Raw genomic sequence first — 22,149 nt, 5'->3', positions numbered from 1 at the left:
GAGCCTGTCAGTACGCTGCAAGAACAAGGGTCGCCGCCGCCTCAGAGCGAGGGCATGCTGCAGCCGATATCCTCCTTGGTACCGAACGCCTTCGCCGTCTCCTCGGCGGTCGCCGAGGTGTTCTTCAGCACGTCGAAATAGTCGAACTTGTCGGTGATCTGCTTCTTGATCTGGACGATGACGGCCGGGCGCACCAGCTGGTGATCCCAGTCGCGGAAGAAGAACGGAAACTCGCCTTCGGTGTTCTTCCACTGCTCGAGATGCGCCACGAGCTGAGCGGCCTCGGTCGACTTCGCCGCCTCGATCGATTCCAACAGCGCCCGCATGCCGATCCAGCCCGACCACGTCTTGTCCGATGGCGGCTGATTGTACTTCTTCTTGAAATCCTCGATCAGCTTCTGTTCGGCGGCGGTATTCTTCGGATTGTTGTAGTACCACGGCTTGATGTAGATGCCGGTCGAGGCCTGCGGCCCGACGTCCCAGAAATCGGTGTCGGTGACGGCGACCGCCGCATAGGGGATCTTGTCCTTCATCCCCATCTCGTTCCACTGCTTCAGGAAGTTGGAGAAGTCGCCGCCCACCAGGCCGCCGACGATCACGTCCGGCTTGGCCTGGCGGATCTTGAGGATGTAGGAGCTGTAGTCCGCGGTGTTGATCGGCACCTCGTCGACCCCGACCTCGGTGGCGCCGACCTGCTTCAGCATCGCGCGCGAGGCGCGCAGGATGTCCTGGCCGAAGGCATATGACGCCGTGATGAAATAGACCTTCTTGCCGATGCTGGAGACGTAGGGCATCAGGCCGGCCATCTGGACCGGCACGGTCGCCTGGGTGCGGAACGTGTACTTGCTGCAGCTCTTGCCGGTGATCTCGCTGGCCGCGGCGCCGGTCAGGATCAGCGGCACCTTCTCGCGATTGGCAACGCTCATCATGGCGAGCGCCGAGGACGAGTAGTTGCCGCCGACCACGGCGACCACCTTGCTCTCGTCGACAAGCCGCTGCATGTTCTGCTGCGACACCTGGGGATTGGGCTCGTCGAGCCAGACCAGCTCGATCGGGCGGCCCAGCACCTTGCCGCCGGCCTGCTCGACCGCAAGCGCGCTGCCGCGTTGCAGGTACTCACCGATCGAGGCGCCCGGCCCCTGCTTAGCATAGATCATGCCGATGCGGACGGGCCCGTCGGACTGGGCCCTCGCGGGACCGCCGGCGCCGAGCATGGATGCGGCGGCCACGCCGGCCGATGCGCGCATGAAGGATCGCCGGTTCAGATCACGCTTCAACATGGTGCTCCTCCCTCTCAATGTTGTTATCTTTGTTTTGTATCGTCAGTCGCGTTTGTAAGGCTTGCCGAACACCGGCTCCTTGAATGGGATCGGCGGCAGCTCCCAGGTGCCCGTCGATGGCGGGCGCACCTCGGCGTCGACATGCAGATCGATCACGCAGGGGCGGCGGTTCTTGATCGCGGTCTCGACTGCACCGCGCAGGTCGGCGCTGCGGGTCACCGTCACGCCGTCAGCGCCGCAGGCGCGCGCCCAGGCCGCGAAGTCGGGGTTGTAGCGATCTCCGCCGGGCCCCTGATTGCCGCGATAGAACGCGGTGCCGAGCTCGCGGCCCTCGAACAGGCCATACTGCAGATCGCGGATCGCGCTCCAGGCGAAGTTGTTCCAGACGATCCAGATGCACGGCAGGTCATATTCGACGGCCGTGGCGACGACATAGGGCGCCATCATGAAGCCGCCGTCGCCGACGACGGCGACGCAGGGACGGTCGGGCGCGGCCAGCTGCGCGCCGAGCACGCCGCAGACGCCGAACCCCATCGACGAAAAGCCCCAGCTGTTCAGCATGCTCTGCGGCCGCTTCGGCTGCCAGAACTGCATGAACCAGTTGTGATGCACGCCGGAATCGAGCGACAGGATGACGTCGTCCGGCAGCACGTCCTGCAGGGCTCCGACGACATATTCCGGCCGGATCGGCGTGGTGTCGGCGCTGAAGTGCGGCCGCACGAACGCCTCCCACTCCGCCTTCCAGGTCCCGATCTGGTCGCGCCACGCCGCGAAATTTTCGCGGCGGATCGCGGGGCGACGCTCCAGCGCCGCGAGCAATTGCGCGGCGAAGGTCTTGGCGTCGGCGATGATGCCGAGCGTCGGCGGATAGTTGCGGCCGAGCTCCGCCGGATCGATGTCGATCTGCAACAGCTTCGTCGACGGAAAATTCCACGAGTAGCCCTGGTGCCAGCTCGAGGACGAGCGATCGTCGAAACGCGTTCCGATGCAGAGCACGAGATCGGCGTGACGGCCGGCCTGGTTGGCCGGATAGGCGCCGTTGCGGCCGATGAAGCCGAGCGTCAACGGATCATCCGCCGGCACGCAGCCCATGCCATTGGGCGAGGTGATGACCGGAATGCCGTGGCGGCTCTGCAGCGCGCCGATCTCGGGACCGGCCTCGGAGAGGGTCGTGCCCTGCCCGATGAAGAACACCGGCCGCTTGGCGGCTTCGATCAGATCGAGCGCCCTGGTGACGTCGGCCTCGCTCGCACTCGGCCGGTGACTGCCGTGAACATGCGACAGCGCCGGCAGCTCGACGTCGGCCTCCTCCTGGAAAACATTGTACGGGATATCGAGATTGACCGGGCCGGGACGTCCCGTGACCATGGTGTCGAAGGCTTGGCGCAGCGCCAGCGGCAGCATGTCGACGCGGCTCGGCTGGAACGAGCGTTTCACCACCGGGCGCAGCACCTGGGCGAAATCGGCTTGGTTGTGCGCGTACAATTCCTGGAACGGCGCGCGATTGGCCTGCGACGTCGGAACATTGGCGGTGATCGCAAGGAAGCTCGAGGAGTCCGACAACGCAGTTGCGAGCGACATCACCATGTTGGCCGAGCCCGGCCCGGTCGAGGTCAGGGTCGCGACCGGACTGTGTTTGACGCGGAAATAGGCGTCGGCCATGTGGCCGGCGCATTGCTCGTGGCGGGGCGAGACCAGCTTGACGCGGTCACGCACCTGGTAGAGCGCATCAAGAATGCCGACATTGCCGTGTCCGCAGATGCCGATTACGAAGGGCACCTTCTGCTTGACGAGATATTCGGCGATGACTTCGCCGCCCTTCATCTTGGTCATGGTCAGATCCTTGTCAGGTGACGGTTCGCGTCATGCGAGGATCGTCACGATACGCTCTTCGCTCATTTCGCGGATCGCGTAATGCGGCCCTTCGCGGCCGAACCCGGAATCCTTGGAGCCGCCATACGGCATAAGGTCCACGCGGGAGCTCGGAGTCTCGTTGATGTGAACGCCACCGACTTGCAATTGCCGCGCGGCCTGCAGAGCCTCGTCCAGGCGTTTTGTGAAGATGCCCGTGGCAAGTCCATAAGGTGTGTCGTTGACGCGCGCGATCGCCTCGTCCAGCACATCGAAGGGCGCGACGCACATCACAGGCCCGAACACTTCCTGGCAGCCGAGCGGGGTCGCCTTGTCGACATTCGTGAGCAGCGTGGGAGGAACCACGGCGCCCACCCGCGCGCCGCCGACCAGACGCCGCGCGCCGCTCTGCTCGGCCAGCGCGATCCAGGACTCGATGCGCTGCGCGGCGGCCTCGCTGACGACCGGCCCAACAACGGTGTCGTCCTCGCCGGGGTCTCCGTAGGGCAGCCCGGCAACGAGCTCTGAAAGTCTCTGCTCCACCTGCCCGATCAGCGAACGCTGCACCAGCAGCACCTGGATCGATGTGCAGACCTGGCCGGCCTTGCGGAAGCCCGCGTTGACGACCTTCGGCAACGCAATATCGAGATCGGCGTCCTCGCAGATCACGCAGTGCGAGATCGAGCCGAGCTCCATCTGCGTGCGGCGCAGTCCCGCCTTGCTTTGGATGATGCGGCCGATGTCCGTGCTGCCGGTGAAAGCGATGAACTTCACGGCAGCTTCGCTCATCAGCCAATCGGCAACCTCGCTATCGCCATGCAGCACCGACATCAGGCCCGATGGCAGACCTGCCGCGATCAGGCACTCCGCCATGATGCAGGACGTCATCGGCGTATGCAGCGACGGTTTCAGCACCACGGCGTTACCAGCCGCCAGCGCAGGCGCAACCTTGTGCGCCACCGTATTGAGCGGAGCATTGAACGGCGTAATCGCGGCCACGACGCCGAGCGGCACGCGGATGGTGAAGCCGATGCGGCCCTTCTGGCCTGCGGCCCCTTCCATCGGCACCATCTCGCCGGCCAGCCGCCGCGCCTCTTCGGCGGAGAGCCGAAACGTCGTCGCACAACGCTGGACTTCGCCCATTGCATCGCGGCGTGGAAAGCCCGCCTCCTGGCGCAGCACCTCCACCAGCTCCGACGCACGCGTCTCAAGCTCGACCGCAGCGCGATCGAGGATGAGGCCGCGATCATAGGGCGTCAGTACATTGGCTTCGAACGCCCGCTCCGCGGCGACAATGCAGCTGCGGACCTGCTCGCGCGACGGCAGATGCGCGGACATGGCGGGCCGCAGGCGATATTTGTCGAGCACGGCGATGGTGTGCGGACCATTCACCCATTCCCCGGCGATCAAGAGGCGGCACGATGGCAGACCGGCCGACGCCTGTCCCTGAACCGCAGCGTCCGCCATCGTCTGGTTCCTCCCAAAGGGTCTTCACACCTGTTACCCTCGTCCTTAGAGAGAAATTGACATTAGCAAAAATACTGTTTTGGATTAGTTGCCATAAGCTGAGCATATAGCCCGGCGGCAAGGTCTCGTTCTTCCCAAGCAGTGCGGTTCCCGCTCATGGATTTGCGTCAGTTGCGCTATTTCGCCCAGATCGTCGAGAGCGGCAGCCTGTCGAAGGCGTCGCGCTGCCTGTTCGTTGCGCAGCCCGCACTGAGCCAGCAGATCGCAAAGCTCGAGGAGGAAGTGGGCAGGCCCTTGCTGCAGCGCTCCTCGCGCGGCGTGATCCCGACCGAGAACGGCCTTGCGCTCTACCATCACGCCCGGTTCATGCTGCGGCAGCTCGACCATGCGCTGTCGATTGCCCGCCAGGATTCGGCAGAGGTCAGCGGCATGGTATCGGTCGGCTTGCCCGCGACGACCGTGCTCGCGATCGGGCTGCCGCTCACCAAGTGCATCCGCGCCAAATATCCCGGCATCCTGCTCAACGTCGTCGAGGGAATGAGCGGCCACATCGCCCACATGATGCGGCTTGGCCAGCTCGACCTGGCCATCCTGTTCAACAACGACGTGTCATCCAAGCTCGACGCGATTCCGCTGCTCGACGAGGAATTGTTCGTGCTTCTCCCTGCCGACAGCCCGCTGGTGCCGCGCCACCGTTGCAGCATCACAGTTGCAGAAGTTGCAGAGCTGCCCCTGATCCTGCCGACGGGAACTCATGGCCTGCGCCGGCGTGTAGCTGCGGAGTTCGAGCGGCGCAACATCACGCCGAATGTGGTCGCCGAGATCGACTCGCTCTCGCTGGTGATGAGCTGCGTCGGTGAGGGCATCGGGGTCACCATCAAGCCGATGTCGGCGCTGCAGGCAGGAGGACGAAGCAGCGAGGACTGGCGCGCCCTGCCGATCTCGGACGCCCGGATCACGCGACGCAACTATGTCTATTCGATCAAGCCGGACCTGCTGGCGCCTGCAGCCCTCGCCGTCGCCAAGGAACTCCAGGATACTGCGCGAACGCTCGTCACATCCGGACAATGGCGCGGCGTCAGCTTGGTCGACGACTCCATGTCTTCCGCCATCCCGCCGGCGGCCTAGCGCACGCGCCGACCGTCTGACCGGCGGTCGCGACTGCATCACGCCCCGCCTCCGGCCCGGTCTCGTCTACTTCAGCGCCGCTTGCCCGGCCAGGGATACGACGTTGTCCTGGGCGCCCGACCCACCACTCACACCGACGGCACCGATGATCTTGCCATCCACGACCAGCAGATTGCCGCCTCGCGATGCGATCATGTCATCGAGCGTGGCGAGATAGGCGAAATACGCACCTTTGCCCAGCAACGTCTCGAACACCAGCGTGGGGCGTCGATAACGTGCCGACGTGCGCGCCTTGTGCTGAGACAGGCCGATCGACGCATATTGGCAATTGTCCTGCTTTTCGAAATAGACCAGATCGCCGCTCGGATTGACCACGGAGATGCAGAATGCGTTCCAATTGCGCTTCGTCGTTTCGGCAACGGCCGCAGCAGCCACCTTCTTGGCCATCTCCAGGCTGATCGGCTCGCCATAAGGAGGCGGCGTCAGTGCATCCGCGACCGCGTCGTTGGGATTGTCGGTGTTCGATGTCTGGGCGAGGCTGTTCGATAAGTGCAGAGCTGCGACGCATGCGATGACGCTCAAAATGGTCCGATAGTGCATGTCTTCCTCCCGACCCTGTTGCCTTCTCCGTGCTCTCGTCGGCCAGCCTGGGCGCCTTGTTTCGCTCGACGAGGCGTGTCGTTCTCAGCCTCCTCATTCCGACGGCCGTGCTTGGAGGTTGCCGAGATCTCCCGGCTGCCCTGCTTGCATCTCCAACGGAGTCATACGCTGCAGGTCAGCGCCGCTCGTCTCGGGCAAAGCCATCGCGGCGATGAAAGCAAGTCCATAGGCGGCGAGCGCGCAAAGGCCCATCGACAAGCCAAGAGGATGCGACGCAGCAAGCACGCCCACGGTCGCAGGCACGACCGAGCCAAACCCACGCCCGCCACCGAGGCAGAAACCCTGCCCGCTCGCACGAATCTCGGTCGGAAACAATTCGGCAAAGGTCGGCAACATTCCTGATGCCAACCCACCCTGGAACGCGCCCAGAAAGAAGCTGAGCAGGATCGTCGCGTTGGCGCCGATCGGAGCAAGCAGGTAGATGCTCGCGTTCACGGCCTGGCATAGCAGGAAGATCATGAACGCGGGACGCCGGCCCGTGCGATCCGAAAGCCAGCCATAGAGCAACGGTCCGACCAACGAACCCAGGATGTTCATGGCAAGATAACCTGCACTGCTCCCCACGGTCAGGTTGAGGACGGTGCGCAGATAGGTCGGCAGCCACGTGATCATCACATAGGCACCGCCGAAAATGCCGGTGGCCATCGTGACCGCCGCCACGGTACGCCGCACATGGGCCCTGGTGAAGATCGTCCAGGCGGGCAGTCCGGCTGTCTCGTCCGCGCGGCTTTGACGATAAAGCCCGGACTCCGGCACAAGGCGGCGGATGAAGAACACGAGAAAGGCCGGCGCGATGCCGACCGCAAAGAACACGCGCCAGCCGAGCTCTTCAGAAAACAGCGATGAAATGACGGGGAGCAGCGCGACGGAAATCGCATAACCCACCGCGTAGCTGCTCTGCACCGACGCGGCCACCCGGCCGCGAAGCGCGGGCCTGACGACCTCGCTGATCAGGACGCCACCCACGGCCGCCTCACCGCCGTAGCCGAGGCCCTGGAGAAAACGCACGATCAGCAAGTAGTTGAAGCCGGTCGCGAAAGCCGATGCGAGCGTGAACAGGGCAACCCAGAGGATCGTCAGTTGCAGGACCTTGATGCGGCCGATGCGATCGGCAAGGATCCCCCCGCCCCAGCCACCGATGGCTGCACCGACGAGGGCTGCGGTCGCGAGATAGCCGGCTTCAGGGCGCGTCAGTCCGATTGTTGCAATCAGCGCCGGGATGACCAGCGCGTAGATCGTCGAATCCAGCGAGTCGAGACCAAAGCCCGCGAAGCAAGCCCAATACGTCCGGCGTTCGACCTCGTCGAGTTCGGAATACCAGCCCAGTTTCATGATCGTTCACTTTCAGGCCAGGACTCGAACCAGATGCGCTTCTTCGTTGGCCGGGAGAACAAGCGCGAGTGCAGTACAATCGGGTGGCCGCATGGACCATGCAGGCGCACTTTCCGAGCGTGCCTGCCGGTCGTGTCCATCATGATTGCCGACAGCTTCATCGCCCGCCGATTGGAGATAGACGGAATTCCAGCACAGCCAAAATACGATTTGGCGTTGGCGCTCATAAGCCAAAGATATGGCTTGGCCGGAGTTCACCACGGCATCACGGGGCGACCTTGGCGGTGACAAATCCACTTTGATCGAGCACTCGGCGCACCGTGCCATTCGCCTTGGCATCTGCAAGAAATCGGGCCGCCCACTCCCGCGCCGTCACTTTGCCCTTCGGGACGACCACGACGACGCCCGTTGATTGGATGACCTCGTTCAAGACCCGGCTGCCCGACAGGCGCCGCGACAGCTCCTCCAAGGCTTCCATGCCCATGGCGAGGGCGTCGAGCCGACCCTGGCCGATCAGCTCAGCGGCCTCTTCAGGCTTGATGAATTTCGTCACGCTGGCACTTTTCATGCTCGCCTCGACCGTTCTGGACGTCGAGGTGCCTTCGATGCAGCCGACCCGGATTCCCGGACGGTCGATATCGGCGACGGCCGTGATGTCCGAGTTCGCGCGAATGAGATACCCGCTCATGTAGGCGACATAGGCAGGTCCTTGATCGACGAACTGCTCCCGCTTGCGATCCGCCGGCATGAAGGACAGATCCCACGCCCCTTTGCTGCCGGCGGCCGCGATTTCGTCCGAGCTCTGATATTCGACGAGCTCAAGCGGCACATTGAGCTTGCCCGCGGCCGCCTTGGCCAGTTCGACTGTCACGCCGACAGGCTTGCCTGTCGCCGGATCGCGTGTCGTCCAGAACGCGGAGGCGGCCGGCCCGACCGCAACAGCGACGCGCAGCACGCCGGTCGGAGCGATCTCGCGCGCATCCTGCGCAGCTGCTCCCGCCATCATGGCCCAGAAGCCCAAGCCAAGGCTTGCGATGGCAAAGCCAAGCGATGCGAGCGGACCGGTCGATTTCATGCGTGGTCTGGCGCGATCCGACATCGGTACCGCCGTGCTGACAATGTGCCGGTCTTTCATAGCGTCGGATTCCACGATGATGGGATCAGCCGATAGCCGGCGCCGTCTTTCTCGACGCGTCCGACCGACGGGAACGCGAAGTGGAATCCGATCACGGTCGCCTTCTCCGCTGCCGCATCAGCCTCAGCTTCATGTCTCGTCCCTCCCGCTTCGTCTTCTTTTTTCGTCAATCCGCAGAATGCACCGGAGAAGACCGAGCCGACGAGCCGCCCGCCGCGCCGCCAAGGGAATGGATCAGACGATGATGTTCCGTCGCTTCTCATCGCCGTGACAGCCGATCACGCCGCGAATAGTGCGCGCAACCGGCCGATGTCGTCGATTTCTTCGAGCCGCCCAACCATGTCGATCAGCTTCTCCGTCTTCTCACGCCCCAGAACGGGCGTCATCAGATCCCTGGTCTTGACGTTGACGGCCTCCGTGCCCAGCGGATTCTCCTTGGTGCCCGGCGGGTGTCTGGTGAAATGATCGACCTTGCGGCCATCGACCAGAGTCACCTCGACGATCGCACCGCGTGGCGCAGCCGGATCCATCAAGCCCTTGTCGCCTGCGAGCGTCACCTTCGCCCGTTGCTCCAGGATCGTCGGGTCGCGCATCAGCGCGACATCATGACTGTCTCCGAACGAGACCGCCCCCTTGACCAACGCAAGCGCGACGAGATGCTGACAGTTCACGTCGGGCATGGCGCTGTCGCCGACGATGCCCATCGCGTCGGTCGGAAGCTTGACCAGGATGCTGCGGACGTTGTCTGGAGTGAGCCCTTGCTGTCGGCGCAGCGTGAGCAGCGCATCCAGCGGCGACTGGATCGGATCGCCGACCGAAAAGGTCTTGATGGCCGTCTCCGTGACGTAGAAGCGGCTGCCGAGATCCCTGACCATCTCCTCCGGCTTCGGATCGCTCGACAGCGCGATGAACAGGTTGTGGGTGCCATCGAGCACGTCATCGACGCCGGTGAGCCCGGCCATCACCATGTCGACCGCCATGACACCGTTGCGCGCGCCCATTCCGGCGAAATCGAATGCCTTCTCGATGTGGTCCGTGTCCTTGACCCAGCTCCACAGCCCCGAGACTTGCTGCGCCGAATAGGAAATGGCGTGACGCATGCCCCTCTCATCGAGCCGCGCCAGCGAGGCCGCAGCGCCGAGCGCGCCGAATGTCGACGACGTGCCCTCGGCACTGCGATGCGAGCCGCGCACCAGGTCCGGCCCGAGCGCCATCAGAAGGCGGCAGGTCAGGTCATAGCCGAGCACAACGGCGCGGATCACGTCGCGCCCATTGCGATGCTCCCGTTCAGCCATAGCGAGCGCGGCGGGGATGACCGCGCACCCCGGATGCGCCTTGGTGACCGGTTCGAAATCGTCGGTCTCGTCGGCGTGAGCGCACATGGCGTTTGCCATCGCCGCATTGACGGCCGTCGTCCGGACGTCGGAGCCGGCGACGGACGCCTGCGGCTCGCCGCCGAGGCTGCGCACGTATCTCAGCGCCATCTCGCCCGGATGCATACGCGCACCCGAGACGATCGCACCGAGCGTGTCGAGAATGCGGTGCTTGCATGCGAGCATCACCTGCTCCGGCAGCTCCTGGTCACGCGCCGCAACCATGTAGCGCGCCAGGCGCTCGGTCACGCCCGGGCCGGCGGCCCGGGAGAAACGGATCGGCGTCGCCGAGATTGCAGCAAACGCCCCCGCCGATTGCAGCAGACGGCGGCGCGACGACATGGCCCTCCTCGCCATCGTCAGGCCGACGCCGACATCTTCGCGATGTCGGCAGCATTCGACAGACTCTCGACATTCCAGCAGGCGTCCATGATCCGCCGGATCGACGCCGCCGGAACGATGCCGTCGGCGAGGTCCACGAACTTCGCCTCGAGCTGCTGGTCGGTCATCGGCACTTCCACGCTGCCGACGGCGTGCTCGATGCGGCGGCTGAGCTTCCGCCCATCCTTCAGCACGATCATCATCTCGACCTGCTCCGGCTTGATCTCGGGCGTGATGACCGGAATGACCTTGCCACGCAGCGACAGCACCGTCGGATCGGTTACCGCGCGATCGCTGAACTGCTTCTCTCCGCCCGCGCCTTCCACGATCGCCACGGCCACCGCATGAAAGATGCTGAACTTGCCCTCGAGCCCCTGCTGCGGCGTCTTCTTGCCGGTCAGCTCGAGCACGAGCGGATTGACCTTGAGATCGACGTGATCGATCTGGTCGCCCGTCAGCCTGTTCTCGTTGCGCAGCTGAATCGCGGCATCGATCGCCGGATGCAGCACGATGCCGCAGGCGAACGGCTTATAGGTGTTGAGCGCGGCTTCGTAACGCTTGCCGAGATCGCCGACGATCTCGCCATAGTCCTGCTTCGTGCTGATCGTGTTGGCCCAGCCGCGCTTCGCCTCGATCATCCCGTCCGACGACGTGAAGTTCTTCGACGCCAGAAGGCCGGCAAATATGCCGTTTGACGCCGCACGGCCGGGGTTGAAGCTCTTGTTCATGGACCCGAACGATTCGCGCAGGCCGACCGGCTGCGACGCGGCGAGGCCCAGCGCCCAGGTCATCTGCTGCTCGCTGAGCTTCAACAGCTTGCCGGCAGCCGCAGCCGCACCGAACACCCCGGCAGTCCCGGTGATGTGCCAGCCGACATCGTAGTGGTTCGGATAGACGGCGTTGCCGATCCTGCACTCGGTCTCGACACCGAGGACGAGCGCATTCAAGAACTCCTTTCCGGAGACCGGCTGCATTTCCGAGAGCGCAATGATCGCCGAAACCACCGGACCGGCCGGATGGATGATCGTCTTCAGATGGGTGTCGTCGAAATCGAAGATGTGGCTGGACACGCCGTTGATGAAGGCGGCGTTCATGATGTCGAACCGCTCGCGCCGGCCGAACAGCGACGCCTGCTGCGGGCCGGAGAACGGCGCCAACGCCGCGACCGCGATATCGACCGTTTCGTGTCGCGACCCGCCGATCGCGACGCCGACCCAGTTCAGCAGCGTCCTCACGCCTTCCTTGCGGACCTTGACCGGCAGAACATCATATCCCGCCGAGACGATGTACCGCGCAAGCGTACGCGTGATCTCCTTGGGCGGCGCCGCGGCGGGCGCCGCCGGTGCCTGAGCCTGTGCAAATGCCGTAGTCGCGCCGACCGCGGACAAGGGAAGAGCGGCGGCGGCCTGAAGCAGGGTCCTGCGATCAGTGTGCATGTGACATCTCCCGGGCTTTGAACGAGGCCAATTGCGCGGCGAGCCGGACCGCGCTTTCGAGCGCGCCGGTGTCTGCGACGCCCTTGCCGACGATGTCGAACGCCGTGCCGTGCGAGGGCGTGGTGAAGACGGTCTCGAGGCCGGCCGTGACGGTCACTCCGCGATTGAAGCCGCGCAGCTTCGTCGCGATCTGCCCCTGGTCATGATACATCGCGACGACGCTGTCGAACTCGCCGGCAAAGGCGCGAATGTAAACCGTATCCGCCGGATACGGACCGCTGCAGACAATGCCCTGTTTCGCAATCGCCTCCACCGTCGGCTTGATCATCTCGATCTCGTCGCGACCGAACAAGCCGCCCTCGCCGGCATGCGGATTCAGTGCGGCCACGGCGATCCGCGGCGCGGCGACTCCGGATCTCCGCATCATCCTGTCGACGAGGACCACCGCATCGGTGATCCGCGGCGGGCTGATGTCGTTCAGCGCCTCGCGCAGGGACTGGTGCCCGGTGACGCGCGACATCCATTGTCCATCCAACACGTTCATTTCAGAAAAATACGTACGGTGCCCGAGCAGGTCCGCGAACATCTTGTGCTCGTCCGGGTACCTCCAGCCGCCGTCGAACATCGCGCGCTTGTTCAAGGGCGCGAAGGTGATGGCATCGATCGCGCCGTCTTTGGCAAGATCGATCGCCCGCGACAGCGTCTCTCCGGTGAGCCGCCCGGACTCGGCGCTGGCCTTTCCGATCGGGTGCCTCGACGGGTCGGTGTTGCCGAGATCGATCAGCTGGATCTTGCCGGAAACCCAGGAAGCCTCGCTGGGTGAGCCGATCCGCTCGATATCGAAGCTCACGCCGGCATGCGCCATTCCCATCTCCAGCACGCGGGCATCGCCCACCACGACGAGGCGCGCCGCATCGGCCAGGCGGTGATCGGAGAGGATTCGCGCGGTCTGCTCAGGACCGATACCGGTGCAATCACCGGGAACCAGCGCCACGATCGGCAAGTCTTCACTGAGAACCATGGATCCTACTTTGCTGCTTTCATCTGGACGACCCGCCCCCAATCGTCGCGGTCGAATTCACCATCCCATTTCGCCACCACGATCGCGGCCACTGCGTTGCCGATGGTGTTGGTGACCGCGCGCGCCAGCGACATGAAGCGGTCGATTCCGAGCAATAGCGCGAGGCCTTCGACAGGCAGCCCGGCCGCAACGACGGTCGCCGCCAACGCGGCGAACGCTCCGCCCGTGACACCGGCTGCGCCCTTGCTGGTGAACAGCATCACGACAAACAGGCTCAACTGCTGCGCCGTGCTCAGCTCGATGCCGTAGACCTGCGCCACGAAGATCGTGCTCAGCGGCAATGTCAGCGCCACGCCGTCGAGATTGAAGGAGTAGCCGGACGGAATGACGAGACCGGTCACGGCGCGTCCCACCCCCGCCCTTGGCAGCTTCTCCATCATTCCGGGAATCGCCGTCTCCGACGACGACGTTCCGAGCACGACGAGAAGCTCGGGGCGCAACAGCCGGAGCAGGTCCATCAGCCGGATGCCGACCAGACGGCAGATCGTTCCCAGGACGACGAAGATGAAGAACGCCATCATCGCCCAGGCCGTCCCGACCAAGAGCGCGAGGGCGTACAATGTGGCGGCGCCGAATTTGCCGACCGTGAACGCCATGGCGCCGAAGGCCCCGATCGGTGCTAGCATGACGACGACATGGACCACGCTGAACACGAGCTCGGTCAACCGCTCCATGCCCGAGCGCAACGGCAGCGCCTTTTCGCCGAGCATCAGGAGGCCAATGCCGCACAGCAGCGCGAGCACGAGAACCTGAAGCACGTCGCCGCTGGCAAAGGCGCCGAAGAAGCTTTCGGGGATCATGTGCTGGACATAGGCCGACAACGAGCCGACATGGGTCTGCGCATAGCGGGCCACGGCTTCGGCCTGTTGCGGGGTGGCGTGCGCCACACCCGCGCCGGGCTGGACCCATCGCACCACGATGAAGCTGAACAGCAGGCAGAGCGTCGTGACGATTTCGAAATACAGGAAGGCCTTGAGTCCGATGCGCCCGACCGCCTTCATGTCGCCGACCTGCGCGATGCCGGTCACCACGACCAGGAACACCAGCGGCGCAATCGTGACCTTGATGAGCGAGATGAAGCCGTCGGCGAGCGGCTTGAATTCGAGTGCTGCAGCCGGAAACAGCGCGCCGACGAGTGCGCCGAGCACGGCGCCCGCCACGATCAGGACATAAGGCTCCCGCCAAAGCGAGCCGGCACGGGGCGCAGCGGCCTGCGTCGGGAGCGCCTCGGACAAAGGAGTCGTTGTGATCGTCAATTCCGTGTCCTCCCGCCTCGCGCTCTTTGGCGCTGCAAACAGCGTCTCCGCGGCCCTTATCTTTGGCCTGACATTGGACCAGCCGGTGCCGCGGTGCTAATGCCGTATTGGAATAATTCAATAACGAGCTGGCATCATGGACCTGAGCTGGATCGAGGATTTCCTCGCCATTGCGGAGGACGGCGGCTTCTCCCGCGCAGCGCTGCGCCGGCACGTGACGCAGCCGGCCTTGAGCCGGCGGATCAAGTCGCTGGAAGCGTGGCTTGGAGCGCCTCTGTTCGAGCGCAGCACGCATGTCGTGAAGCTGACGCCGGCGGGGGAGAGTTTTCGTCCGGTGGCGGAGGACGTCATTCGCAGGCTGTCAAACGGCCGCGAGGAGGCCCTGGAAGCGGCGCGCCTCAAGGCCGAGACGGTTCAATTCGTCGCCACCCACGCACTGTCGCAGACGTTCTTTCCGGACTGGATCCGCCGGGTCGACCGCGCGCGATCCGGATCCGCCGTTCAGCTCGTGGCGTCGAACTTCGCCGGGTGTGAGAAGCTCCTGCTCGAGGCCCATGCGCATTTCATGCTGGCGCATTACCATCCATCGCTCGCCAGCCGTCTGAATAACGATCGCTTTCAGCGCATCGATCTCGCCGACGACGTCCTGGTCCCGATCAGCGCGACCGGTTACAAGGCCGTCACGCGCAGCGGTCGCCGGCGGCAATCGATGCCGCGGTTTGCGCTGCCTGGCTCTGCGGACAAACCGCTGCCCTATCTCGCCTATCATCCGGGTTCAGGCGTGGGCCGCATCGTGACCGCCTTCCTCGCGACGAAGCAGCCAAGCGCCATGTTGCTCCCCAGCTTCTCAGCACCGGTGATGCTGCTCATCAACATGGCCCGAGAAGGCCGCGGGATCACCTGGGCTCCACGCAGCCTGGTCGAGCTCGATCTCCAGAGCGGCCGATTGGTGAGAGCCGGCCCCAAGGACTGGGACATCAAGATCAGCATATGCCTCATCCGCGCGCGGGCGCGGATGATCCATGCCGCTGAGAGTCTTTGGAGCACGGCAAGGAAGCTGGCAGCGACTTAGCCAATTGGCGAAGATGGCGGCATAGCCAGCGTTGCTGGTCAGCCCACGCAGGGCTTCGGCGTCGCGCTCCATCTCCGCATGTCCAGCGCCTCTTCGACCCGCTACCAGCGGCAGGTTCCGGTATGCGAATTCGTAGCCCGATACCCTGATCGAGGTTCTTTCTCAGTTCAGACCTACGCAAACCCTCGCAATTGGAACGAATCCGACACCGGCGTCTGGAACTGATCTATTGTTTGGTCCAAGATTCGGGAGAACAGTTGGACCAGAGAACCGATGGCACGACGCCGAACCATCATCGCAATTCCCTCGCTGGGCTCGCTCGACCGGACTGCCGGCCGCGTTGGATACCAACTGACTCAAGCGCTTCGCGAGGCGATATCGAAGGGGATCTTGAAGCCTGGCGAGCGACTGCCATCCACTCGCGCCCTTGCCAATTCATTGCAGCTCGCGAGAGGAACCGTCATCGAGGCGTTTCATCAGCTCCATGCAGAAGGCTACCTCGAGGCCCGGGCCAGAGGCAGCACGATCGTCGCGAACGTCAATGCCGACACCGATTTGATGACCCGCGCTCCGGCGTTGATCGAACGCGCAGACCCCAGTCCTCTGTTGCCGGAGAAAGTCGCCCGTCTTGCTGAGGTCGCGCGGACTCTCCGGCCTCAAGACCCGGCGCCGTTTGCGATCGCTCATCCCGCGGGTGCAGTTGCCCCCGGCGACCAATGGCGACGGCTTGGCAATCGTGTCCGGGCTCTGCGGGCAGCCGCCCCGTCGGGCTACATTGATCCGAAAGGATTACCCGATTTGCGGATCGCAATTGCCGAATATGTACGGAAGGCTCGGGGCGTGAAATGCGAGCCCGATCAGGTCATCGTTACGGCGGGCACGCAACAGGGGCTTTTCATATCGGCGACCGTCCTTCTCTCTGACGGCGATGCCGTGTGGGCCGAAGACCCGGCCTACCCCGGCATCATCGCCGTGCTCGAAAACTTCAATGTCCGGACTTTCCGGATTCCCGTGGATGATCAGGGCATCGACGTCCAAGACGGTCTCGTCCAGTGCCCGAACGCCCGGGTCGCTTTCGTCACACCTTCGCATCAGTATCCGTTGGGCATGCCCATGAGCATGGCGAGACGCACCGCGTTGCTGTCGTGGGCGCGGCAGAACAATGCCTGGATCGTCGAAGACGACTACGACAGCGAACTTCGCTACGCCGGACATCCATTTCCATCGTTGCAGGGACTCGATCCCGCGCGCGTCGTTTACCTTGGGACGATGAGTAAGGTCCTGTTCTCCTCGATGAGGATCGGATATGCGATCGTTCCCCCTCCCCTGGTCGACGCGTTCGCTGGTGCGCGCGCCCTCATCGATCGCCATTCGCCGGCGGTCGACCAGCACGTCCTCGCGCAGTACATGCGCGAAGGCCATTTCGAAGCCCACATCCGGCGCATTCGCGGCGCTTACGCAGAACGACGCGCCGCCCTGATCTCCGCCCTTGTCAAGGACCTACCGTCCTGGGCAACGCTGCAGCCGAGCGACCAGGGCATGCACCTGTTACTCTGGCTTCCGCCCGGCCTCGACGATGTCACGGTCGCGGAGCAGGCGCACAAAGCGGGGCTGGTGGTGCGACCGATCTCGCCCATGTACCATGCGACCCCGCCTCGTGGCGGACTCATGCTCGGGTTCGGCGGCTTTTCGATTGCGGAGCTACAGTCCGCCGTCGTCCGCCTCAGAGGCGTCCTCGATGCATGCGTCGCAGCCAAGGGGACGGCTCGCCCATCCAAGCCCGCGCCGCTGACGGCGGTCAGATCGTGAGACAGTCGCTCATGCTCACACCGGCGCGCCGGACGTCTCCTCGCCCCGCATGGGGACGCTGACAAATACTGACAAATACGAAAGCTGGATCGCTCGCGCGCTGCTCTTATCGCCTGATTGCCGCGTCTCTACTCCTGGCTTGCCTTGACGGCTGCGGCCGCCAGCATGGCGTCTCCGATGACATGCTCGCCTCGTTCTTTCAAGGCGTTGCCTGCGGAGCGTATGTCTCGCACCTCCTTGTTCTGGCTCAGCTTGGATTTTCCGACCAGGTTCGTGATTGCGATCTCCAGCCCGACGATCGCCTTGAGCATCGTGTCGATATAGTCCTTCGGACCGTCAGTCATCTTCCAAGGGACCGGTTGAGACGCTTCATGCTTCCGTGTCAAACGGGCGACATTGCCGCGCACGTAGCGTTCGTCGTCGTGAATGGTCACGCGCCCGTACGCATGCGCGACGAGATAGTTCCAGCTCGGCACCTGCTTGTGGAAATCCTGCTTGCTCGGGTACCATTGAGGGGAGATATAGCCGTCAGAGGCGCGGAACACCACGAGCACCTCAGCGCCAGTGTCCAGATCCCGCCACACCGGGTTCGCGCGGGCCACGTGGCAGTGCAACGTTCCCCACTGCCCCTGCGCTCGGTTCAGCTCGAACGGAATATGATTGGCGTCCAAGCCGCCCTTGCCGTGCGTGATCAAAATGCCAAGCGGATTCTTTTCGATCAGATCGCAGAGCATCTCAGGACGGGCTTCGTCGAAGTGCGAGGGAATGTACATTGCAACTCCTTCGGCAGGAAGAGAACGCCACGTCACCGTTGACGGTCACGCAGCCATTGTCGGGATTTGTTCAGACCTCGACCATCGCGAAGTCGCTCTTGCCTGCACCACAGTCGGGGCAGATCCAATCCTCGGGCACGTCCTGCCAACGCGTGCCGGGTGGAATGCCGTCGTCGGGCCATCCGTCGCGTTCATTGTAGACGAGTCCGCAGAGCACGCATGTCCAACTCTTGTAGACGGGCGCCTCAGCGGTCGTTTCGGAGTTCGGGTGAGCGCTGTCCCTGCTCATGATGGCTTGCCCTTGTGTCAGGAGGCGGTTCACAAGCGATTTAGGCCAGGCCTGCCCCATTCAACAGGGCCAGTTCTTGGCATTATCACTGGACCAGAATTGTCCTTGATGGGACGGCTCGCCAGCTCCGTGCGGGCCGGCCGGTCCAACACGGCAGCTACCGGCCTCCACGAGCGGCGGGTAAAGTCCTCCAGGCTGCGGTGCCACGCGATTAGAACCGATCACAGCCCTCAGGATTGTACCCGGCCGGGCGGCAGACTCGATGCTTTGCCTGAAGATCAGCTGCTCGTCGCCATTGTCGATTTGCCGAGCGGGAGCTTTCCTGCATGATCCCCTCGCCGGACCGCTCTCGGTGGAGTGCTCAAACGTCGCCCCGACGGCCGGGCCGACCTCAACTGATCGACAATCCCGCAATGCCCGCGAATGCAGACACGATCGGTGGCGCGGGCGTGTCCTGGCGACGCTGCGGCGCAGTGCTTTTGACGCCACTGGATAGACGGCAGATCACCCTATGACTGTCCACCTGATCAGGACATGGCACGGGTGCGTTGTATACGTTTCAAACAGCGGGTATGGCTGAGCCGTCTCGCGGCGGTCTACGCCCGAGTTGTGTCCTGAATGAACCTCTTCGTCCGAAGAAGAGGCGCAGGGAAGACCGGGTATCGGCTGATACCCGCGGTCCGCGTGCAGCAAAAAGCACGCGGCAGAACCACAGGTTCAGCCCAATATCCGGCCTTCCCTGCGCGACGGTTTGACGGCTTATAGGCGCTCTCCCCGGGGACCGGCTGTCTTGCCCCGTCGCCAGCGGATCATCATCCCCGCCGGCTTGGTCTCAGCGTCGGGAGACCAGGACCACACCACTTCGCCGTCGCCTCGCTCCGTTCGTCGGCGCGGGCTGTGACACCCGGCTGCAGAGCAACGCGCCCGTCGCCTCTCCGGCTCGACGCTTCATGACGATCGCGAAACGTCCCTCTTCAGCGAGCCGGGATGCGCGAGAATGTGGAGGTGATTTGCCCGACATGGCAAGGGAGGAGTCCGCGACAAACTGGCACGACGGGCAGTTGGCGCATGCGGGGCATGCGGGGATTGCCCGTCGGGTACGTGGTCAGTTTGATACACGGCTTCAGAAATTGACAGTTCGTGGAGGCCTGCTGCCCTACGTCGCGATCAACCTGCTCAGTCGCAGCGAGCGAGCCGAGGAGTTTCGTGCACTGTCACCCCGGGCGCACTAGTTAAAGTGCTCACCGTAATTCCAATCTTTGCACCAAGCCAAATATTTGATATTATTCACTTTTTTATTACTTCATAACTTAACGCCGGCCGTTAAGTTTACGCTTTCGCGTCTTACGCGACTCGGATACGCTGCATTTCATGAAGATCGAGTTTGCGGACCGCCGATTAGCGCTTCTCGAAACGGAGCGAGCATCAGACACCAATTTTCCGGTGGCTGTTATTCAGCTTGCTCGGCATCGGCTGAGCGTTATTCGTGCGGCCCCCGATATTCGAACGCTTCAAAATTGGAAAAGCCTCGGCTTACGTGCACGTTCGGAAGCCGCTTGCGAGCACCTAGTTAATCTCTCTGCCGGATGGATCTTGGTCTTGAAAATCGAAGAAGATAGTGGCGCCATGAACGTTACCGTGATTGCGATTGACCAACCCGTCCGAGGAGCGGCGTGATGTTGGCGCGCTCCAACATTCCCGTCGACTCTCCTGGTGTGTTCATAAAACAAGAACTGGATGCACGCGGGTGGTCTCAACGCGATCTCGCTTTCATTCTCGGCCAGACCGAACAGCAGCTCAATCCACTTCTGTCGGGCAAACGAGCGATTACGCCGGACATGGCGCGTCTGCTAGGCGACGCCTTTGATGTGGCGCCTCAGTTCTTCTTAAATCTGCAAGCTGAGCACGACCTGCAAAATGCAAAGCGTCCTGATCCGGCCGTGAAGAAACGAGCCGAACTTCAATCTCAGTTTCCCGTTCGCGATATGATCCGTAGAGGCTGGATCAAAGATGGAGAGGCATCATTACTTCAACTACAAATGAAGCGGTTTTTTGATATCTCTAGCGATGCTGAGATCCGCGAGATTGCGTTTGCCGCGAAACGTACCCATTACGATCAAACGCCCCCGCATCAGTTAGCGTGGGTGTATCGGGTACGGCAGTTAGCTAAGCAGATATCTGTAGGCCCATTCAAATCCGAACAGCTTCGCGACAGACTTCCTCGCCTTCGCTCATTAATGATTGATCCCGAGGCTGTCCATCTCGTTCCGGCTACGTTGGCAGAATGTGGAGTACGTTTTGCATTGGTTGAGGTTCTTCCAAACGCAAAAATTGATGGCGTTTGCACATGGCTCGACGATCAATCGCCTGTCATTGGCATGTCAACACTCTACGACCGTATCGACAATTTTTGGTTTGTTCTGCGGCACGAGATCGAACACATCCTTCAGGGACACGGGAAAAACTCGATCGGGATGATCGACGATCTCAGCGGAGAGAATAGCCTTGAGACTGCGGGCAATAATGAAGAAGCTATAGCAAATGCTGCCGCAGCTGAGTTCTGCGTGCCACTGAAAAAGATGGATTCTTTTTATGCGCGAAAGCATCCATACTTCTCTGAGAGAGACGTGATTGGCTTTGCGTCATTAATGGGAGTTCATCCCGGCATTGTAGTCGGCCAGCTACAGAAGCGGATGAAGCGATACGACTATCTTCGCAAGCATCAAGTTCCTGTACGTCGCTATCTTACACAAGAAGCCATCTCTGACGGATGGGGCACTGCAGTTACTACTGAACTCTAGCAAACAACGGCAAGAGAATGGCAACCTTTACTGAACAGATGCAAGCGATATTCGACCGCTATACCAACGAAGTCAGCTCCTCTCCAGTATCGCTAGATGAAGTTGCGACTTGGGCGCTTGAACAAAGGCTTTATAGTCCTGCCCCACGCGACGTCGTTAAAATTTGTCGCGAAGCCCTTGCAGATAGTCTGCGGCAAGAGAAGCGCGTTGACGAAAAGGGACGCCGGTATCGCGCCAAGCATTCAGTCCGAACCAGCAGCGGCGGCGTCCAACTCAGCCTTTGGGCCGACATAGACAGCGCGCCGCGATCATTTATGGAAAAATCATTCAGTCAACGCCGAAAATCGATCGCAGACGATTGCTTCCAATTTAAGCAGGACGTCGATCATTTTAACGACGTGAGTCCCTCGGATAGACCCATACCAACTATCCTCGACTTCACTGACGACGTCGCTGAAATGGAAGCCTCCGCTCTCTACGACCGAGACGCCGATGAAGCTGCGTAGATTATTGAGGTTTCAATGGCTCTCAATTCAAAGGCCGTGACCACCGAACATAAGCAGCTAGTGGATGACATCATCTATCTGCGCGGCCGCATACTAACCTCCTACTCGCAGGTGGAATTTTTGCTTGCCGACATCGCCGTCAAGCTTGAGCTGAAGTTCCCATACAGGATAGAGGCGCGACTTAAGGCAGCAAAGCGGATTGCAGAGCGCGAGGGGTATGAAAAATACAAGGCTGAACTAGACCAAGCCTGCGAGGCCCTTGCTCAGTTTGATTACATCCGCAAGTTCATGGCACACGGATGGGCAGACTTGGAAGTCGATCGTCAAGGTAATCATCGATTCTCACTGCGCTTATACGAGCGCAAGAGCGAGGGGCAGTTTGAGTTAATGCAAGCCTCATCGACTAGGGAGCGGCTGACCGAAGCTGCCAATGACATTGACGACTATGCAGAGAAAGTAATCTCCTTATTCCACACGATCTATCTGGAAAAAGGATTGGAAAAGCCTGAAAAAGGCTGA

19 protein-coding genes and 1 pseudogene are annotated in these 22,149 nt (G+C 62.5%); 7 read left to right on the top strand and 13 right to left on the bottom strand.

The window, feature by feature from the left end; genetic code table 11:
- Positions 1-41: 41 nt before the first annotated feature.
- The 3 genes from QX041_RS05390 to QX041_RS05380 are packed head-to-tail and all read right to left on the bottom strand — an operon-like array spanning position 42 to position 4,598.
- Positions 42-1,280 (bottom strand): ABC transporter substrate-binding protein, encoded by a 1,239-nt coding sequence (locus QX041_RS05390; protein WP_315827428.1) that lies wholly within the window; start codon positions 1,278-1,280, stop codon positions 42-44.
- Positions 1,281-1,322: 42 nt separating this feature from the next.
- Entirely contained in the window at positions 1,323-3,113 is a 1,791-nt protein-coding gene (locus QX041_RS05385) for a thiamine pyrophosphate-binding protein (protein ID WP_315718513.1), read from the bottom strand.
- Between the two features lie 30 nt (positions 3,114-3,143).
- Complete coding sequence (locus QX041_RS05380) at positions 3,144-4,598, bottom strand: aldehyde dehydrogenase family protein (RefSeq protein WP_316164638.1); 1,455 nt, start codon at positions 4,596-4,598, stop codon at positions 3,144-3,146.
- Between the two features lie 156 nt (positions 4,599-4,754).
- Here QX041_RS05380 and QX041_RS05375 point away from each other — a divergent pair, with 156 nt between their 5' ends.
- Positions 4,755-5,726, top strand: a complete 972-nt coding sequence (locus QX041_RS05375) for a LysR substrate-binding domain-containing protein (RefSeq protein WP_315718515.1) — start codon at positions 4,755-4,757, stop codon at positions 5,724-5,726.
- Positions 5,727-5,792: 66 nt separating this feature from the next.
- On the opposite strand, the gene QX041_RS05370 is transcribed toward QX041_RS05375, so the two are convergent.
- The 8 genes and pseudogenes from QX041_RS05370 to QX041_RS05335 form a co-directional block, all read right to left on the bottom strand.
- Complete coding sequence (locus tag QX041_RS05370; protein ID WP_316164637.1) at positions 5,793-6,173, bottom strand: GlcG/HbpS family heme-binding protein; 381 nt, start codon at positions 6,171-6,173, stop codon at positions 5,793-5,795.
- A gap of 246 nt (positions 6,174-6,419) precedes the next feature.
- Positions 6,420-7,718, bottom strand: coding sequence for an MFS transporter (locus tag QX041_RS05365; RefSeq protein ID WP_315827426.1), 1,299 nt, complete (start codon positions 7,716-7,718; stop codon positions 6,420-6,422).
- 265 nt (positions 7,719-7,983) lie between these two features.
- The gene (locus QX041_RS05360; protein ID WP_315827425.1) at positions 7,984-8,853 is read right to left on the bottom strand and encodes a transporter substrate-binding domain-containing protein; all 870 of its coding nucleotides are present in this window, start codon (positions 8,851-8,853) and stop codon (positions 7,984-7,986) included.
- Positions 8,850-8,972: pseudogene (locus QX041_RS05355) on the bottom strand (MBL fold metallo-hydrolase); the annotation flags it as partial. The gene QX041_RS05360 and the pseudogene QX041_RS05355, both read right to left, overlap by 4 nt.
- Before the next feature lie 159 nt (positions 8,973-9,131).
- Positions 9,132-10,568: an MmgE/PrpD family protein gene (locus QX041_RS05350; RefSeq protein WP_410051851.1), complete on the bottom strand. Its 1,437-nt coding sequence runs from the start codon at positions 10,566-10,568 to the stop codon at positions 9,132-9,134.
- Between the two features lie 17 nt (positions 10,569-10,585).
- Positions 10,586-12,043 (bottom strand): MmgE/PrpD family protein, encoded by a 1,458-nt coding sequence (locus tag QX041_RS05345; RefSeq protein WP_315749808.1) that lies wholly within the window; start codon positions 12,041-12,043, stop codon positions 10,586-10,588.
- Complete coding sequence (locus QX041_RS05340) at positions 12,033-13,064, bottom strand: PdxA family protein (protein ID WP_315827424.1); 1,032 nt, start codon at positions 13,062-13,064, stop codon at positions 12,033-12,035. Before QX041_RS05340 ends, QX041_RS05345 begins: the two co-directional genes overlap by 11 nt.
- A 5-nt stretch (positions 13,065-13,069) precedes the next feature.
- Positions 13,070-14,380, bottom strand: a complete 1,311-nt coding sequence (locus tag QX041_RS05335) for a cation:dicarboxylate symporter family transporter (protein WP_316164635.1) — start codon at positions 14,378-14,380, stop codon at positions 13,070-13,072.
- 136 nt (positions 14,381-14,516) lie between these two features.
- Between QX041_RS05335 and QX041_RS05330 the strand changes: the two genes are divergently transcribed.
- Positions 14,517-15,452: a LysR family transcriptional regulator gene (locus QX041_RS05330; protein ID WP_315749806.1), complete on the top strand. Its 936-nt coding sequence runs from the start codon at positions 14,517-14,519 to the stop codon at positions 15,450-15,452.
- A 273-nt stretch (positions 15,453-15,725) separates the two neighbouring features.
- A complete protein-coding gene (locus QX041_RS05325; protein ID WP_316164634.1) occupies positions 15,726-17,261 on the top strand; it encodes a PLP-dependent aminotransferase family protein in 1,536 nt (511 codons plus the stop codon).
- Between the two features lie 128 nt (positions 17,262-17,389).
- Here QX041_RS05325 and QX041_RS05320 read toward each other — a convergent pair whose 3' ends face one another.
- Both QX041_RS05320 and QX041_RS05315 read right to left on the bottom strand, forming a co-directional pair.
- Positions 17,390-18,034 carry an FMN-binding negative transcriptional regulator gene (locus tag QX041_RS05320; RefSeq protein ID WP_316164633.1) on the bottom strand — a complete coding sequence of 215 codons (645 nt, stop codon included), beginning with the start codon at positions 18,032-18,034 and terminating at the stop codon, positions 17,390-17,392.
- Between the two features lie 70 nt (positions 18,035-18,104).
- On the bottom strand, positions 18,105-18,251 hold the full coding sequence (locus QX041_RS05315; RefSeq protein ID WP_409998619.1) for a rubredoxin: 147 nt from the start codon (positions 18,249-18,251) through the stop codon (positions 18,105-18,107).
- 1,443 nt (positions 18,252-19,694) lie between these two features.
- On the opposite strand from QX041_RS05315, the gene QX041_RS05310 reads away from it, so the two are divergent.
- From QX041_RS05310 to QX041_RS05295, 4 genes are read left to right on the top strand one after another with little or no spacing between them, the layout of a single operon-like run.
- Positions 19,695-20,000 (top strand): hypothetical protein, encoded by a 306-nt coding sequence (locus QX041_RS05310; RefSeq protein WP_316164632.1) that lies wholly within the window; start codon positions 19,695-19,697, stop codon positions 19,998-20,000.
- On the top strand, positions 20,000-21,124 hold the full coding sequence (locus QX041_RS05305; protein ID WP_316164631.1) for a transcriptional regulator: 1,125 nt from the start codon (positions 20,000-20,002) through the stop codon (positions 21,122-21,124). The genes QX041_RS05310 and QX041_RS05305 overlap by 1 nt, the downstream gene beginning before the upstream one ends.
- Positions 21,125-21,141: 17 nt before the next feature.
- A complete protein-coding gene (locus tag QX041_RS05300; protein WP_316164630.1) occupies positions 21,142-21,630 on the top strand; it encodes a hypothetical protein in 489 nt (162 codons plus the stop codon).
- A gap of 15 nt (positions 21,631-21,645) precedes the next feature.
- Positions 21,646-22,149, top strand: a complete 504-nt coding sequence (locus tag QX041_RS05295) for a hypothetical protein (protein WP_316164629.1) — start codon at positions 21,646-21,648, stop codon at positions 22,147-22,149.

The sequence above is a fragment of the Bradyrhizobium sp. SZCCHNRI2009 genome, assembly GCF_032485115.1.
GTDB lineage: Bacteria > Pseudomonadota > Alphaproteobacteria > Rhizobiales > Xanthobacteraceae > Bradyrhizobium.
This window is presented reverse-complemented; position numbering and strand designations above follow the sequence as displayed.